Below are 16849 nucleotides of genomic sequence, written 5' to 3'. Positions count from 1 at the left end.
ATACATGAAAAACATTACAAAAATTATTTTATTACTGGTACTTACTGGTATAAATCAAACTGTTTGTGGTCAGATGACTTCAATGGCTACTGGTAAGACGACTGCCATTACAAACAGACTAAATTTACGTGGACCAGTTCCGCCAGTAGATACTAAGTACGGAAAGTATAAATCATACGAAATGGTTTTAGACCTCTCACCAGGTTTAGAAAGCAGTTTCAATCTTAGAAAACTACCTTTTTCAGCAGAAAAATTCAATGAAAGTTTCTCAATATCAGGTTTAAAGAAGAGTAATGATGGAGATTTTAAAATCAAATACAATTTAACTCGTTATGAGTTAGTACATGATGAGGATTATTTAGAAACTTATTACCAAAAAGCACCTGCTTATTATATTGGTTTAGAGTCTAATTTAGAAATCTCAGATAAATCAGGAAAAGTAATTTACAAAAGATACACGACTCCTAAAGTATGTATGTTTGTTACAAATCCATCAGACACTTATGACAATTTAGCTAGTAAAATATTAAGTGACAATTTTAATGCGATGATTGCTGAGTTTGAAGGATTTTACTTGTACGGTCCGGCGATTAACAAATTAAAATATGTTGATCTTGAAAAGAAGAAAAAATCAAAATCTACTTTTAATGTAGACGAGTTCAATCAATCTGTGCAGGTTTTGCCAACTTTAGTGGATGTAGACAGAGAAAATTGGGCTGATTTATTTGGAGAAGCACAAAAATACTGGTTAGAGTATGTGAATTTTCAGGATAAAGAAGATGAAGATTTGGCTAAAAAAATAAGATTTAGTGCCAACTATAATTTAGTTGCTACTTATATTCTTTTAGGAAATGTTGATGAGGCTAATAAATATATGCCTGGAGTAAAAGAAAATGAAAAAAGCTTTTTAGGTATGAGAGATGATTATCCTTACTTAACGCGTGTAATTGAAGATATTGACAAATATAAAAAGATTACTGAAAAAGCATTTACAATTGAAGCTATTCAGGCAGAACCAGTTTTGGCTGCTTACAAAAAATCACCTAATGCGTTTAAATATGCTGAGTTTGACGGAGAAGTTTTAGATGTAGATGCAAAAGTTTTCAAAGGTAAAGTTAGAATTATCAGTGATTTCCCAGAATTGGTAGATTTGAGAACAGAACAAACTGTATCTGGTTTTAGAGCTATGATGGATGGTATTGGTTCAGAAAAAAGTAGTGTTAGAATCTATATTGACGGACAGAAAAAACCTGAAAAAACAAACTTAAAAAAGGTTGTTAACATTAAAGATAATGAAGGTAGAATGTATATCGTAGGTAAAGCAGGAAGAGGAGTGCCTTTAGTATCATTAGGTGATAAAGTGGAAACCAATACAAAAAGATATTCATTGTTTGAAGAGGTTAAAAAAGGAGGTAAAGTTTCATTGTATCATGAATTCTTTCCACAGGATGATTATTCTTTGAAAAAACCAGCTCAGGATGAATTCTTTAGTCCACCAGTTTTCCTTGGAAGAAGAAAAGCATTAAGAGAATATTTTTCTGATTGTCCACAAATGATCGAAAGTATTGACAAAGGTGCTTATGACTTTGAAAACAAAGAAACTTATATCAAAATGTTTGATGATTATACTAAATTATGTGGTAACTCATAATTCTGTTTCATAAATAATTTAAGAAAGGGCTGTCATTTAGACGGCCCTTTTTTTATGCTTTAAATTAGAAATAATTTAGTCTGATTTCCATCCAAACCTTGTTTGAAAAACGTAGCCGTATTTGAGGTATCGCCCTTAGGTTTGTCATTATAAGCCAACGAAATTTTGATGTAGAAATCAAAGTAATAAAACAGCAAAAATCCCATTTTCGACAGAACGAAAATGGGATTTTTGCATTATGGAAAATTATTAGTTATTCGAGTATAATTTTTTTAGCAGAAGCCGCATCCTGATTTATTAGGTATATATAATAAACTCCTGTCGGTAATCCGGATAAATCTATGCTATTGTTTGTATTACCAGAATCTAAAGTAAATGATTTTACCAATTGTCCTGTTGTATTGTAAACGGTTACTTTGTCTAAAGCGATATTGTTGATGTTTACTTCGCCTTTTGTTGGATTTGGATATACAACTGCTTTATCAAAAATCGATTCTTCCAGACCTAAAGAACAAGTTGCAGAATAAACAGTACTTTCTTCTTTAATTTTAGACCAATTGGCATTTGAATATGCCGGATCATCAACTTTGATACAACCAAGTGTTTTATTACCTAGAAAACTCGTGTATATTGCAGTTTCAGATTTTTTGCCAGATTGTGATGGTAAAATGAAGTTTTTATTATTTCCATTCTGGACATTCAACGATGTTAGAGGATTGAATTCTAAGAACACCAACTCTAATAAAGGGTTGTGAGATAAATCGACATTTGTCAATTGATTCCATGAAGCATTTAATCTTTTCAGTTGAACATTTTTGCTAAGATCCAAAACAGTTAATGCATTATTATAGCAATATAAATTTTCCAGTTTTGTATTTACGGAAAGATCTAATGAAGCAATATTATTTTGCCCGCAAACTAAATAAGTCAAATCGGGTGCATTTGAAACATTTAATTTTGTTAAATTATTTTCGCTGCAATCAATCATTGTTAATGCTGTATTTGATGTTAAGTCAAAATTCGTGAGTAAATTATCAGAAACATTGACAAAAAGAAGTGCTTTATTTTGAGAAATATCCAGATTAATGATTTGGTTTTCTGCTACACTTAAATTTAAAAGCTTAGTATTCTTAGTGACATCCAAACTCGTTAAATGATTATTGTATAAATCTAGTTTCATAAGAGACGTATTTTTACTTACATCTATTACATTTAAGTTATTAGAAGAAAGATCTAAATAAGTTAAGGCAGTAAAATTTTCAATTCCTGATATATCTGTAATATTAGCACCAGAAAGATCCAGATATGTAATACTGCTAATATCGGCGGTGGCTATTTTTCCGTTAAGGCCATCTTTATCAATTCCCAAATCAATCAACTTTTGTTCAAAACTACTGTCATTAAGTATTGTATAGATAGTACAATCTACGTTGTAATTTGCGGTATTGTCTTTAAAACTTGTCCAATTTTGGTTTGAATAAGCTTGATCATCAACCTGAATACAACTTAAATCTAAATTTTTGGTAAAGTTAGAATTCTTAAAGTTTTTATTGTTTCCGTTTTTCAGGTTTAGAGATAATAATTTATTACTGCTGCAATCAAGCGAAGTCAAATTTTTATTTTGTGAAATATCCAGAGTTGCTAATTGATTTCCGCTACAATTAAGAGTTTGTAAACTTGTGAAACCTTTAATTCCTGTTAAGTCTTTGATATTGCTAGCTAAGAGATTTAAAGAAGTTACACTTGAAATACTACTATTTAAAACAGATCCGTTTTTACCATCATTGTCAATTTTTAACGCTATTAATTTGTCTTCAAAAGCAGGATCAGGTATTGCGGTAATCTGAGCGCAGTCTACAGTTGAGTAAGATGCCGTAGAATCTTTGAAGCCAGACCATTTTTCATTAGAATAAATCGCATTGTCAACAACAATACACGTTAGTAAAGGATTTTTTGAAAAGTTAATTACATAAGGTTCCAATTGTATAGAACCATTATTTCCATTTTTTAAATTTACATTGGTCAGCAATGGATTTTCTGAGCAGAGAATTGTAGACAAAGCAGTATTTTTGGAAACATCTAAGTTTGTTATTTGATTTCTTTCACACCATAATAGTCGTAATAATTTATTATTTGAAACATCTACAGTAGTTAATTGGTTAGTTGAACAAACAAAATACAACAAACTTAGGTTTTTTGAAACATTTATGTTTTTTAAGCTATTATTGGCTAAGTTTAAGTTTTCAAGACCCACATTTTTAGAAAGATCAATCTCTGTTAAATTATTATAATTGGCAAGAAGATATTTTAATGCCAAATTTTTAGAAAGATCTAAAGCAATCAATTTGTTTGACATTACGTTTAAAGAGTCTAGGGCTTTAAAATTTTGTATTCCTGTTAAATCGCTAATATTTGCACCATACAGATTTAATTCTGTAACCGAACTAATATTTGAACTCAAAACTTTTCCGTCAGCAGTTCCAGAATCAATTCCTAAAGCGATTAATTTATTTTCAAAATTACTATCAGGAATTAAGGTATATGTAGGCAAACAGTCCAATGAAAATGAAGCTGTAGCATCTTTTTTAGCGGACCAGTTTTCGTTAGCAAAATCAACATCATCTACTTTTATACAGCTTAAATTTGGATTGTCTATAAGATTTAGATATGCAAATTTAACATTGTTTGCATTCTTCAAATTTAGATTCGTTAATTGATTAGAATTAGAATATAAACCGACTAAGGCAGTATTTACGCTAACATCCAAAGTGGTTAGCTGATTTTTTGAACAATTTAAAAATTCTAAAGCTTTATTTTTGCTTATATCCAAGTTTGTTAATTGATTAGATTGACAATATAGCTCTGTTAGAGTATTGATTTTAGAAACATCCAACTGGGTTAATTTATTTTCGCGACAATCCAGCAGATTTAAAGCTGTATTCTTACTTACATCTAAACTGGTTAATTGACTAGTATTACAGCCCAAAAATGTTAACGCAGTATTTGAGCTTACATCCAAAGCAGTATATTTGTTTGAACCCGAATCTAATTTTGTTAACGCTGTATTTACTTTAACATCTAATGCTGTTAATTGATTTGAATAGCAGCTCAAATTAAGTAAAGCAATATTATTACTTACGTCTAAAGAGGTTATTTTATTGTTGTTACAATCCAGAGTAGTCAGAGCGGTATTTTTACTTACATTTAATGTTGTTAATGAATTTTGACCACAATACAAATCAGTTAATGATACAAAGTCTTGTATTCCTGTTAAATCTGAAATATTACTTTTGGTAAGGTCTAAGAACTTTACAGTGCTGATATTATAAGTAAGAACTTTTCCATTTAATCCATCAGTGTCAATTCCTAAATTAATTAGTTTTTGTTCAAAATTTGAATCAGGTATTAAAGTGTAATTAATATTATTTCCGGGTACGTACAAGGCTGAAATTTCTTGTGGTGTTAATACGCGATTCCAAATGGCAATATCATCTATAGAACCTTCAAAATAATTGTTTGCATTGTTTTTTCCGATGTTACAAATACCTCCAAATCCTTTTGTAAACAAATTAACGGTTCCGGTTAGTTCAAGAACATTGTTTATATACAATGAAAAAACGTTGGTGTCATCATCAAAAGTCATCGCAAAAAAGGTCCATTCATTATTAAAATAATTTTTTTGAGATGAAAAAGTCTGAGAATCAAAATTTACATCTAAATATCCTTTGCGATAAAAGGTTATTTTAAAAGAATCTGCATCAGCTCCGTAACTTGCAAGACAAAAATCAAAAGCGCTTGAGCTAACAGGATCGCTTGCTTTAAACCAACCAGTCATAGTTCGTGTGTTAGTAGCTTGTGGATTATTTGCCAAATAGATGCTCATACCACTATTTAGTCCGTTAAAAGAATAAGCAGCATTGCTATTCCCGAATCTGTCAGTAGTTAAAGTAAGATTTTGTGGATTTCCATTAACTCCATTTCCACTTTGGTCATTTGCATTTCCATTAAAAGGATAATATACAATCAAACCATTTGTTGGTATTGGCTCATTTCCTGAAGGCACTGTAACTGTTATGTTGACTGAAGTTCTCATTGTACTTTCGCACCCATCGATTGTTTGTGAAATATAATATGTACCCGTTTGTATTACAGTCGATAAATTTAAAGCAGTTCCACCAACAGGCACACTAAACCATTTAAGGTTAAGTCCGACAGCTTTTAAGTCTGCAACTGTAGTAATATTATTGAATGTTTGTGAACTGGCAGTTGGAGGTGGTGTATTATTTGCGGTAATAGTTGTAGTGTTCGTAACAATACATCCGTTAGCGTCTTTTGTGTTAATTGTGTAAGTCCCTGCCGATAAACCCGCAAACACATTTGAACTTTGGTAAGTAAAATTCGGTGAAATGGCATATTGGTATGGGAGCGTTCCTCCATTTGCTGTAGCGGTCAAACTTCCATTATTATTATTATTGTTACACGCATTTGTACTTGTTATTATTAAGTTAAGAAGTGTTGGCTGCGCAATAACAAAACTTTTTGTAATGGATAATGAAGAGGCATCTGTTACAGTACAAGTATAATTTCCGGCTAATAATCCCGTAATGGTTGCTGTGGTTGCACCATTAGACCAAAGATAAGTATATGGAGCGATACCGCCTGAAACTGCTGTTACCGAAGCTGAACCATTTTTATCACCAAAACAGTTTATATTGACTTGAGATGCTGTTATTACAAGCGAAGATGGGCACACAACTGTTATCGGTACATTTTTATTAACATTAGTACCATCACCTAATTGTCCATCAGCATTATCTCCAAAAGTCCACATAACGCCATCAGAACTCACAGCAGCTGTGTAATACCAACCTGCGTGTACGTCTTGCCAATTTTTTGAAGCTCCTATTTGTATTGGCACAAGGCTGTTTAAGGATGTGCCATTTCCTAATTCGTTATGATAATTATATCCCCAGCTCCATAAAGAGTTATCTGTTTTTATGGCAATTGTATGATCGCCCGCCGCTCCTAAACTTTTCCAATCCGTTGCCGTTCCTATTTTTGTCGGAACATAGCTATCCGTAGTTGTTCCGTTTCCTAATTCTCCATATTTATTTTGTCCCCAAGCCCATAATGATCCGTCTGTTTTTATAGCAAGTGTATGACTGCCTCCTCCACATATAATTTTCCAGTCAGTTGCTATTCCTATTTTTTTTGGAGAATTACTTTTAGAAGTAGTGCCGTCTCCTAATTGTCCAGCATTATTTCCTCCCCACGTCCATAAAGTACCATCTGTTTTTAAGGCAATAGTATGATAATAACCTACCGTTATCGATTTCCAATCTGTAGCTGTTCCAATCTGCTTAGGAATGCTGCTACCTGAACTGGTACCGTTGCCTAATTCTCCAAAATAATTATCTCCCCAAGCCCATAAAGTTCCATCGTTCTTTAAGGCAACTGTATATTGATTTCCTGCTGCCACAGTCTGCCAATTAGTATCGGTTCCTATTCGTATAGGAATACTTTTATTTGTAGAAGTACCATCTCCCAATTGTCCTTCCTTGTTGCTGCCCCAGGCCCACAAAGAACCATCGTTTTTTAGAGCAACAGTATGATTAGTTCCGGTAACTACTATTTTCCAATCAGTAGCTGTTCCGATTTTTTTTGGCGTATTGTTACTTATAATAGTGCCATCTCCTAATTGTCCACTTTTGTTTTCTCCCCAGCTCCATAAACTATTATCTGTTTGTGTGGCTACAGTATAACTATATCCAGCAGTCACTGTTTTCCAGCATTGGGCATTTATTTGTAAACATGAAAATATTAAAAGTAAGAGTAAAGTTTTTTTCATATGCTAAAGATTTGGATTGTTTGAATGTGTGGTTTTGATTGAAATTTATTTTTGTTTTACAGATTTTGTAAAAAGGTAAAATCGCTGTTTTCCTTAGGTTTAGCACTTTAAGTATCAGTTTGCTGTAATGTTGTTTGCGGAAATTTGCTAAAAGCAACTAAATATTTCATAGATTTAGTTTATGATTCGGTCGGTCAAGTGTACATGTTTTAAATGAGTTTTCCTTACGGGTTTACGTAAAGGAGTGATTTTTTATAAGTTTTCGTAAAAACTGCTGCAAATAAAAAGTCCCGTTTTCAACTGAATGAAAACGGGATTTTTTGTTTAACTAGTTGCAATATTATAGTTTTAATTAGTTTTAAACTTCCAAACCTGGCCAATTGTTTCTCCACCTTTATTGTCTTTTACAACAACTCTCCAGAAACATTGTTTCGTAGGCTCAACTGCAACAGTAGTGGAAAGTCCAGTTATGTTGTCGCTAACTTTTACGGTTGGGGGATTGGCTGTTCCAAAATAAACATCGTAAGAGAGAACATCGGCAGTGTCAACATCAGAAGCAGTCCATCCTAAAGTTGCGCTCGTTCCAGTTAACACACTATTTATAAGTGGCTGTGTTAAAGCCGGAGCAAAGGGCAAATGATTAACCACAGCAACACCAGCAGTATAAAATTTATAAGTTGCTGTATAAGCACTTGCTAAACCTTTAGCATCTGTTGCTTTAACTCTCCAGTAATAAGCCGTGTTTTTGTCTAAAGTAGCAGTATTGGTTAGGTTTGATGTTGCGTCAAGGTTTGATACAATTTGAGTAAAACCATTGTCTTTTGCTACCTGAATCTGGTAAACCACTGCATCTTTTTCAGTGTCACTGGATTGATTCCATTGAAAAACAACGGTATTGTCTAAGCATAATTTATTATCTGCCGGACTTGCTAATGCAGGAACAGTTGGAGCAGTATTTGCCGGAGCAACAGGATCATCTCCGCCACCGCTACCGCAGGCTGTAAATAGTAAACCGATGATTGATAGGTATATAAAATTCTTCATCTTTATTTTTTTATGATTTTAATATATTCTGGAGTTTCTAAATAGATTTTGGCTGCATAAATTCCTGAAGGTTGATTTTCAAGACTTAATTTTGCCGTTCCATTTTCGATAACATACGATTTGCGAGAAACTAATTGACCACCAAAATTGTATAATTCAATTACAACTTCATTTTTGTCGGTTGGTATTTCAATTTCAAAGTTTCCTTTAGTTGGATTCGGGTAAGCAGAAAGAACTGTTCCTAAAATCTCAGTTGTTTTAATTTTTTTAGCATAAACTCCTTCACATGCTTTTGCAGTTGCAACTTCGATTAATCCACCTTCGTTAAGTGCTATAGAAAAGTTAGAATCAGTTGTTTGAAATTGTTCTGTACCGTCTACAAAAACTGTAAATGGGGCAGTTCCTTCCGTAATTTCAACATCTACTTTTTTAGCTGTTATACTAGATTTTCCGGTTATTGTGGCACCTTTTGCGATTGTTATATTGAAGTTTTGTTCGAAAATCGTATTAGGAACCGTAATTTTAATTTTATAAACTCCAGGAGTTAAGGCAGTAACTTTTAAACTATTGTTTGCAAAAGAATACGGCTTGTCATTTATAGTAGCAGTATAATCCAATGCTGTTTTTGCAGTAATGCTTATTTCTCCATTATTTTCACCCAGACAAGATTCACCTTTAGTTTCAACAGTAAAATTATTTGCAGGCAGAGTTAATTCTCCTGTACATTCTGTATTGTAAGTTGCGATAGCATCTTTTCTGTTTAACCAGTTTGTATTGGCATAATTTACATCGTCAACCAGAATGCAAAATAATTTTGGATTTGAAGAAAATGATACATTTCCATTTATCAGCAAAGTATTTTTTCCGTTTTTTAAATTTAAACTTGTCAATTCATTTGATGTCGCAATTACAGAAGTTAAAGCAGTGTTTTTAGAAAGGTCTAAAGTTGTCAATTTGTTTTTAGCAATTTCTAAGACTTTTAGCGCTATATGAGAACTAAGATCGATATTGGTTAATTGGCAATTCGTAACATATAAGGTCGATAGTATTGTATTTTTTGAAATATCTACACTTGTCCAAGGATTGTTGGAAAGACTTAAAGTAGTCAACGTAGTATTCTTAGAAAGATCAATACTTGACAATAAATTATCAGAAACACCTAAAGTAGTCAATGCTGTATTTTTAGAAACATCTATACTTGTTACTTTATTTTTGTAAATATCAAAAGAAGTTAATGCTGTGTTTGCGGTAATATCAATATTTGTTAATTGATTTGTACCAAGCGATAACTTAGTCAACGCTTTATTTTTAGAAACATCAATACTTGTAAGCTGATTGTTTGACGCACTTAACTCAGTTAAAGCAGTATTGTTTGCGACAATTAATTGGGTTAAATTATTAGAACCGCAGCTTAAAGTTTCTAATGCTGTATTTTTAGATAAGTCTAAAGTAGAAACTTTATTATCGGCCATATCCAGAATTTTTAATTTCAGATTTTTTGATACATCCAATTTAGTGATTGCACCATGATAAATATGTAAATCTACTAATGAAGAAAAATCTTCAATTCCTGTTAAATCTGTAACTTTATTTACAAGGTCAATAGCGGTTAAACTTGTTATATTTCTAATACTGGCAGTTAAAACTTTCCCGTTTTTACCATCTTTATCAATACCACTTTCAATCAATTCATTCTCGAAAATTGGATCAGGAATCGATGTGTATTGTAAATTTTCTGCACATGCTGCAGAAGAATAGTTTGCTGTGGCATCTTTTGCAATCCAATTGTTATTAGAAAATGCTGCATCATCAACTTGAATACAAAGCAGATTTGGGTTTTCTGTAAAATTCCCGAAAATCATATTTTGCATATTGGCATTGTTCCCATTCTTCAAATTAAGATTGTACATATTATTACCAGCACAATCCAGCTGTTTTAAAGCAGTATTTTTAGAAACATCTAAAGTGTTTAGTTTATTAAAACTCGCGCTTAATGCAGTTAGTTGTAAATTTTTAGAAGCATCAAAAGTTAGGATGTTGTTTGAGCTAAAGTTTAAAACAGCCAAAAGAGTGTTTACTGTAGTATTTATATCACTTAACTGATTGTTGCTGCAATTTAAACTGGTAAGCGCCTTATTGCTATAAAGTACAATGCCTGTTAGTTGATTTTTGCTGCAGTCTAATGAATTCAGTGAAGCAAAATCTTCTATTCCCGTTAAGTCTGCAATTCCGCTGTTTGATACATTTACAGTGGTTAAAGAAGAAATGCTTGCAGTAGCCACTTTACCATTTTTCCCATCTTTATCAATACCAAGAGCAATTAATTTATTTTCAAAATTAGCATCTGGAATCAGGGTATAAGCAATATTAACCGGGCACGCATCTGTAGAATAAACCGCTGATGCATCTTTCTGGTTTTTCCAGTTTGTATTGGAGTAGTTTACATCATCAACCTGAATACAGGTTAAATTAGGATTGCTCATAAATCTCACTCCTCCATTGTTAGCGGCAAGTAAGAGTGTGTTTTTTCCATTTTTTATATTAACATTTACCAATTTATTGTTGTTGGCTAACATTTCATTTAAAGCCACATTTTTAGATAAATCTAATGTTGTTATTTGATTAAAATAACAACGTAAGGAATATAATTGTATGTTCTTAGAGACATCTAATGCTGTTAATGCATTACTATTAATATCTAGGTTCCACATTTTTAGGTTTTTAGAAAGATCAATAGTAGTTAAGTTATTGTTTGAAATAGTTAAATAACTCAAGTCAGTATTTTTTGTAATATCTAAATTAGTTAATAAGTTATTTGAAGCACTAAAAGTATATAGCGATACATTTTTAGAGATATCAATGTTTTTTAATTGATTTGAATCACAATTTAAATTGGTTAAACTGCTATTTTTAGAAATATCTAGTGATTTTAAATTATTCCTGGAAACAGTTAAAGTTTTAAGAGCCTTAAAATCGGCAATTCCTGTTAAATCAGAAATAGCGCTATTAGCAATACTTAAGCTCGTTAATGAGGAGATACTTGAAGTCAATATTTTTCCATTTTCCCCATCAGTATCAATACCTAAAGCTATTAGTTTTTTCTCAAAGTTAAGATCAGGAATTTGAGTATAAGGTCTACAGTCTAAACTAAAGCTGGCAATAGCATCTTTTGTAACCGTCCAATTGTTAGAAAGCACTACATCAGCAACTTTAATACAAGTTAGCGATGCATTATTAGAAGTATTTAAAGTATTTAAGGCCGCATTTTTAGAAAGATCTAAATTAGTTAAAGCATTATTTGAAGAATTTAAATTAGTCAGAGCTGTAAAACCTTCAATTCCAGTCAAATCTTTAATAGAACTGTTAGATACATCTAATGAAGTAATTGTTTTAATGTTAGCCGTTAAAACAACACCATTTTTTCCATCAGTGTCAATACCTAAAGCAATTAATTTATCTTCAAATGTAGAATCGGCTATATAAGTTGTCAGCGAACAATCTATATTAGAGTAATAAGAAGTTACATCTTTATTTTTCCAATTTGCAGCAGAGTAATTTGCATCATCAACAAGAATACATTTTAAATCTGGGTTTAATAGAAAAGAAACAGTTGTAAGTAAAGTGTTTTTTCCATTTTTTAGATTTACGTTTGTAAGTTTGTTGTTGGGACAATACAAGGTTTTTAAGTTTACATTTTTAGAAAGATCCAGTGTTGTTATCTTAGTGCCGGAAACAGATAGATAATTAAGTGCAGTATTTTTAGTAACATCTATAGATGTAATTGGATTTCCATACAAATCTAGATATGCCAATGAAAGATTATTAGAAACGTTAAGAGCCGCTATTAAATTTGTATTAGCATCTAAATCTGTTAAAACGGTATTTTTAGAAACATCAAGCGTACTTAATTTATTATTGCTGCAATTTAAATTCTTTAAAAGCGTATTCTTGGTTACATCCAATGTAGTCAATGTGTTACTATATACACGTGCATAATTCAAATTAACATTTTGAGTAACGTCAATGGTACTTAATTGATTTGAAGAAATGTCAAGATATTCTAAAGCTGTATTTTTGGAAATATCAACTGTAGAAAGTTTGTTTGAACTAACATATAAATAAGTCAAATCAGTATTTTTTGAAATATCAACAGAGGTTAATGCATTAATAGATAAATACAAGGTTTTTAATTTTGTATTTTGAGAAACATCAACAGTGCTTAATTTGTTCATGTCTAAAGCAAGAGTTTCCAATGCTGTATTTTTGGTTACATCAATAGTCGTCAATTGATTTCCGGCAACACTAAAAAGAGTTAAAGCAGTGTTTGCAGAAACATCTATTGCAGTGATTTTATTCATGCCGACACTCAATGATTTAAGTAGGGTATTTTTTGACACATCTACAGCAGTGATTTGATGATAAGTACAAGTTAAATCAGTTAACTGCGTGTTTTTAGAAATATCCAATTTGGTTAATCCTGCACTTCCAGAGCTTCCATTGCATTTTAAAGACTTTAAGCTTTTAAAATCCTGAATTCCAGTTAAGTCAGTAATGCCACTATTAGATACATCCAATGATGTCAGGTCTGCAATACTTTCAGTATTTACCTTTCCATTTTTTCCATCCTTATCGATTTTAAGAGCGATAAGTTTATCTTCAAATTTAGAATCTGGAATAGTGGTATAAAAGTTACAATCTAAGCTAAAAGATGCTATTGCATCTTTCGTTGTGGCCCAGGTTGCTGCAGTCGTTAAATTTGCAACCTGAATACAAGTTAGAGACGAATTTTGAGAACAATTTAAAATCGTAATTGCCGTGTTTTTCGAAAGGTCTAATTTTTTTAATAAATTATTAGAAACATTTAAAGTTTGTAAAGAAGTAAAACCTTGAAGACCACTCAAATTGATAATTGAACTTCCTGAAACATCTAAAGAAGTAATGCCTGCAATACTAGAATTTAGTACAACACCATTTTTTCCGTCAGTATCAATTCCTAAAGCAATTAATTTAGTTTCAAATGCTGGATCTAAAATTGGTGTTATTGTAGAACATTCGAAAGGATAAAAAGGAACATCAGCATCTTTATTTTTTGACCAATTCGTATTAGCATAGTCCACATCATCAACAATAATACAAGAAAGTTTTGGATTTCCCGAAAGCGTTATACTTGTTATTAAAGTGTTTTTTCCATTTTTCAAATTCAATGTCGTAAGCTGATTTGAATAACAGTTAAAGCGTTTTAAAGAAGTGTTTTTTGAAAGATCCAAAGCTGTTATTTGATTTCCATAACACATTAAATCCTGTAATAATATGTTTTTAGAAACATCAAGAGACGTTATTTGATTGGTATAACAGTCCAGAAATTTTAAAGCTGTATTTTTAGAAAGGTCAAGAGCTGTTAAACTATTATAATAACAATCCAAATTGCTTAAAGCTGTATTTTTAGAAAGATCAATTGTTGTAACTTTATTATTCGTAAAATCCAGATCTGTCAAAAGAACATTCTTAGAAACATCCAGCGATGTTAGTTCATTATCACTACAACGCAGGGTGGTCAAATTTACATTTTTTGTCACATCAAGCTTTGTCAGCTTTCCTTTTAGCCCCTGATTAATTTGAAAATTAGAGCAATTCAAAGTTTTTAAAGCAATAAAATCTTGTATTCCTGTTAAATCTGAAACTGTGTTTGTATCTATGTCTAATGAAGTAACAAAAGCAATATTTGAAGTTAAAACTTTACCATCAGTTGCACCTGAATCAAGTCCTAAATTAATTAATCTTTTTTCAAACTCAACATTTGGAATAAGAGTGTATTGTTCGGTACCTTTAACATAAACTTCTACATCATCAATTAAAACATAGAAAGTAGCACTGTCGAAGCTAAAAGTAGAAAATGACAAATCGTAAGATAGATCTGCATCTGGTGTAAAAGTAGTTTCTTTTGAAGTCCACAAATTATTTGTAGCAAAAGTACTGCTTGATAAAGTCGTTGAACTTCCTGCTTTTGAAATATTCAAAGCAATTGGATGATCTCCGCCATAATTTGATTGTATATATTTATACTTATATTTTACGGTATAAGTAACACCAGCCTTCATAGGAACCTGTGTAGTAATTTTAGGAGACACAGTTGTGTATGATAATTTTGCACTCCACTGTCCAGATGCAAAATCAGCATTTGAAATAACAGAATTCGCAACGGTCCAACTTTGTGGTATATTACCGGTCCAGGTTTCAAATCCAGAATTCTGAACTAAGTTAATCTGCGCATAAATCGAAAAATTTGCCAGTAACAGCAACAAGAGTAGTTTTGTTTTCATAGAATAAGTTTATGATTCGGTCGCGCAAGTGTACAAGTTTTAAACTAACTTTCCTTACGGGATTACGTAAAGGAGCTGTTTTTTCTCAATAATTTAATCTATGACGCCTCAGAAAGACTATAGTCATAATTAATAATTGCTTTCGTAGGAAATAATTTAATCTTTGCTGTAAAGGGCTTTTCTGTTATTTTACATTTTCTTAAATCATAACTAAAAAATCATAACACAGTGTTAACTGTTAGTTTTTTGTAACAAAAAATCATAATTTAGGCCCATCTTTAACTTTTATTATAATTATATATATGAGTCATATAAAACCAAATAGTTTATCTGCTTTTGCATTACTTGTTTTAGCAGGTTGTAGCGTAACCTTACAAGCGCAGGTATCAACTCCTAAAACAGCAATTACTGCCCCTTTTGCTATTGTAAAAAAAGCTCCGGTTACCGAAAATGAATTGAAAAGATGGAGTCATCTTGATCTGGCAAAAGATACCATTGCAGGAATGAGCGTTGATAAGGCTTACGCCGAATTATTACAAGGAAAAACTGGTGTAAAAGTAATCGTTGGTATTGTTGATTCAGGTGTTGATATTGAGCACGAAGATTTGAAAGGAATGATCTGGACAAATCCTAAAGAAATTGCAGGAAACGGAATTGATGACGATAAAAACGGTTTTATTGATGACGTTCACGGATGGAATTTCCTTGGTGATGCCGTACATGAAAATCTTGAAATGACACGTGTTGTTAAAAAAGGAGACGACGGCTCTGCAGCATATAAAAATGCTTTGGCACAGTATACTGAGAAATACGAAAAAGCCTTAAAAGATAAACAACAAGTAGATTTTTTATTAGATGTTCACAATACGATTAAAAAGGAATTAAATAAAACGACCTATAAACTGGAAGATTTAAGCAAGATCACTTCAACCGATTCGAAAGTTTCGCAAAGTAAAATGATCATGACTCAAATTTTCACCAATGCAGGTCCAACATTTGATCCTGAGGCAGAATTGGAAGATTATAGAAAACAAGTTTATGATCAGTTAAATTACAATTTAAACAAAGAATTTGACGGAAGAAAAATCGTAGGCGATAACCCTGAAGACATCAAAAATAACCATTACGGGAATAATGTCGTTTTTGGTCCGGATAAGGAAGAAGCACTTCACGGAACTCACGTAGCCGGAATTATTGCACAAGTTCGCGGTAATAATTTAGGTGGAGACGGAATTGCTAATAATGTTGAGATTTTAACGGTTAGAGCCGTGCCAGACGGAGACGAATATGATAAAGATATTGCATTGGCAATTCGTTATGCGGTAGATAATGGTGCAAAAGTTATTAACGGAAGTTTCGGAAAAAGCTTTTCTCCACACAAACAATGGGTGTATGACGCTTTAAAATATGCAAAGAAAAAGGATGTTTTAATTGTTCATGCGGCAGGTAATGACGGATATAATATTGATGAAACAAAAAACATTAATTATCCAAATGATTCTGAAGACAACGTAAAAGAGTTTACAGATAATGTGATTACAATTGGCGCAATCAATAAAGCGTACGGAGAAAATGTAGTTGCCCCATTTTCTAATTTTGGAAAAATCAATGTAGATGTTTTTGCTCCGGGTGAAGAGATTTATGCAACGGTTCCAAATAATAAATATAAATATTTGCAGGGAACTTCAATGGCTTCACCAAATGCTGCCGGAGTTGCTGCTTTAATTCGTTCTTATTATCCAAACTTGAAAGCTTCACAGGTAAAACAAATTCTAATGGATTCAGGAGTTGCACTTCCTCCAAAAGTAGTTTTGGGAGAAAACCCTAATCCAGATGCGGAACCAGTAGCAGTTTCATCGACAGAATCATCAAAAACAGCTAAAATGGTAAACGCTTATAATGCGTTATTAATGGCTGAAAAAATGTCGAAGAAATAAAAAATATAAAAACACTAATCACGATGGAAGAGTGGCAACTCTTCCATTT

Annotated in this window: 5 protein-coding genes; 2 read left to right on the top strand and 3 right to left on the bottom strand. The window is 32.0% G+C overall.

Annotated elements, in window-relative coordinates:
- Nucleotides 1-4: 4 nt before the first annotated feature.
- Nucleotides 5-1651, top strand: coding sequence for a hypothetical protein (locus tag IHE43_RS01645; RefSeq protein ID WP_192186381.1), 1647 nt, complete (start codon nucleotides 5-7; stop codon nucleotides 1649-1651).
- 253 nt (nucleotides 1652-1904) lie between these two features.
- On the opposite strand, the gene IHE43_RS01640 is transcribed toward IHE43_RS01645, so the two are convergent.
- From IHE43_RS01640 to IHE43_RS01630, 3 genes are all read right to left on the bottom strand, one after another.
- Nucleotides 1905-7499, bottom strand: coding sequence for a LamG-like jellyroll fold domain-containing protein (locus IHE43_RS01640; protein ID WP_192186380.1), 5595 nt, complete (start codon nucleotides 7497-7499; stop codon nucleotides 1905-1907).
- A 348-nt stretch (nucleotides 7500-7847) separates the two neighbouring features.
- Nucleotides 7848-8543, bottom strand: a complete 696-nt coding sequence (locus tag IHE43_RS01635) for a hypothetical protein (protein ID WP_192186379.1) — start codon at nucleotides 8541-8543, stop codon at nucleotides 7848-7850.
- A gap of 2 nt (nucleotides 8544-8545) precedes the next feature.
- Complete coding sequence (locus tag IHE43_RS01630) at nucleotides 8546-14863, bottom strand: T9SS type A sorting domain-containing protein (RefSeq protein ID WP_192186378.1); 6318 nt, start codon at nucleotides 14861-14863, stop codon at nucleotides 8546-8548.
- Nucleotides 14864-15165: 302 nt separating this feature from the next.
- Between IHE43_RS01630 and IHE43_RS01625 the strand changes: the two genes are divergently transcribed.
- The gene (locus IHE43_RS01625) at nucleotides 15166-16800 is read left to right on the top strand and encodes a S8 family peptidase (RefSeq protein ID WP_192186377.1); all 1635 of its coding nucleotides are present in this window, start codon (nucleotides 15166-15168) and stop codon (nucleotides 16798-16800) included.
- Nucleotides 16801-16849: the final 49 nt, after the last annotated feature.

The organism is Flavobacterium sp. MDT1-60 (assembly GCF_014844035.1).
In the GTDB taxonomy this organism is placed as follows: Bacteria; Bacteroidota; Bacteroidia; order Flavobacteriales; family Flavobacteriaceae; genus Flavobacterium.
Note: the sequence above shows the minus strand (reverse complement) of the source record. Positions and strands in the feature narration are given on the sequence as shown.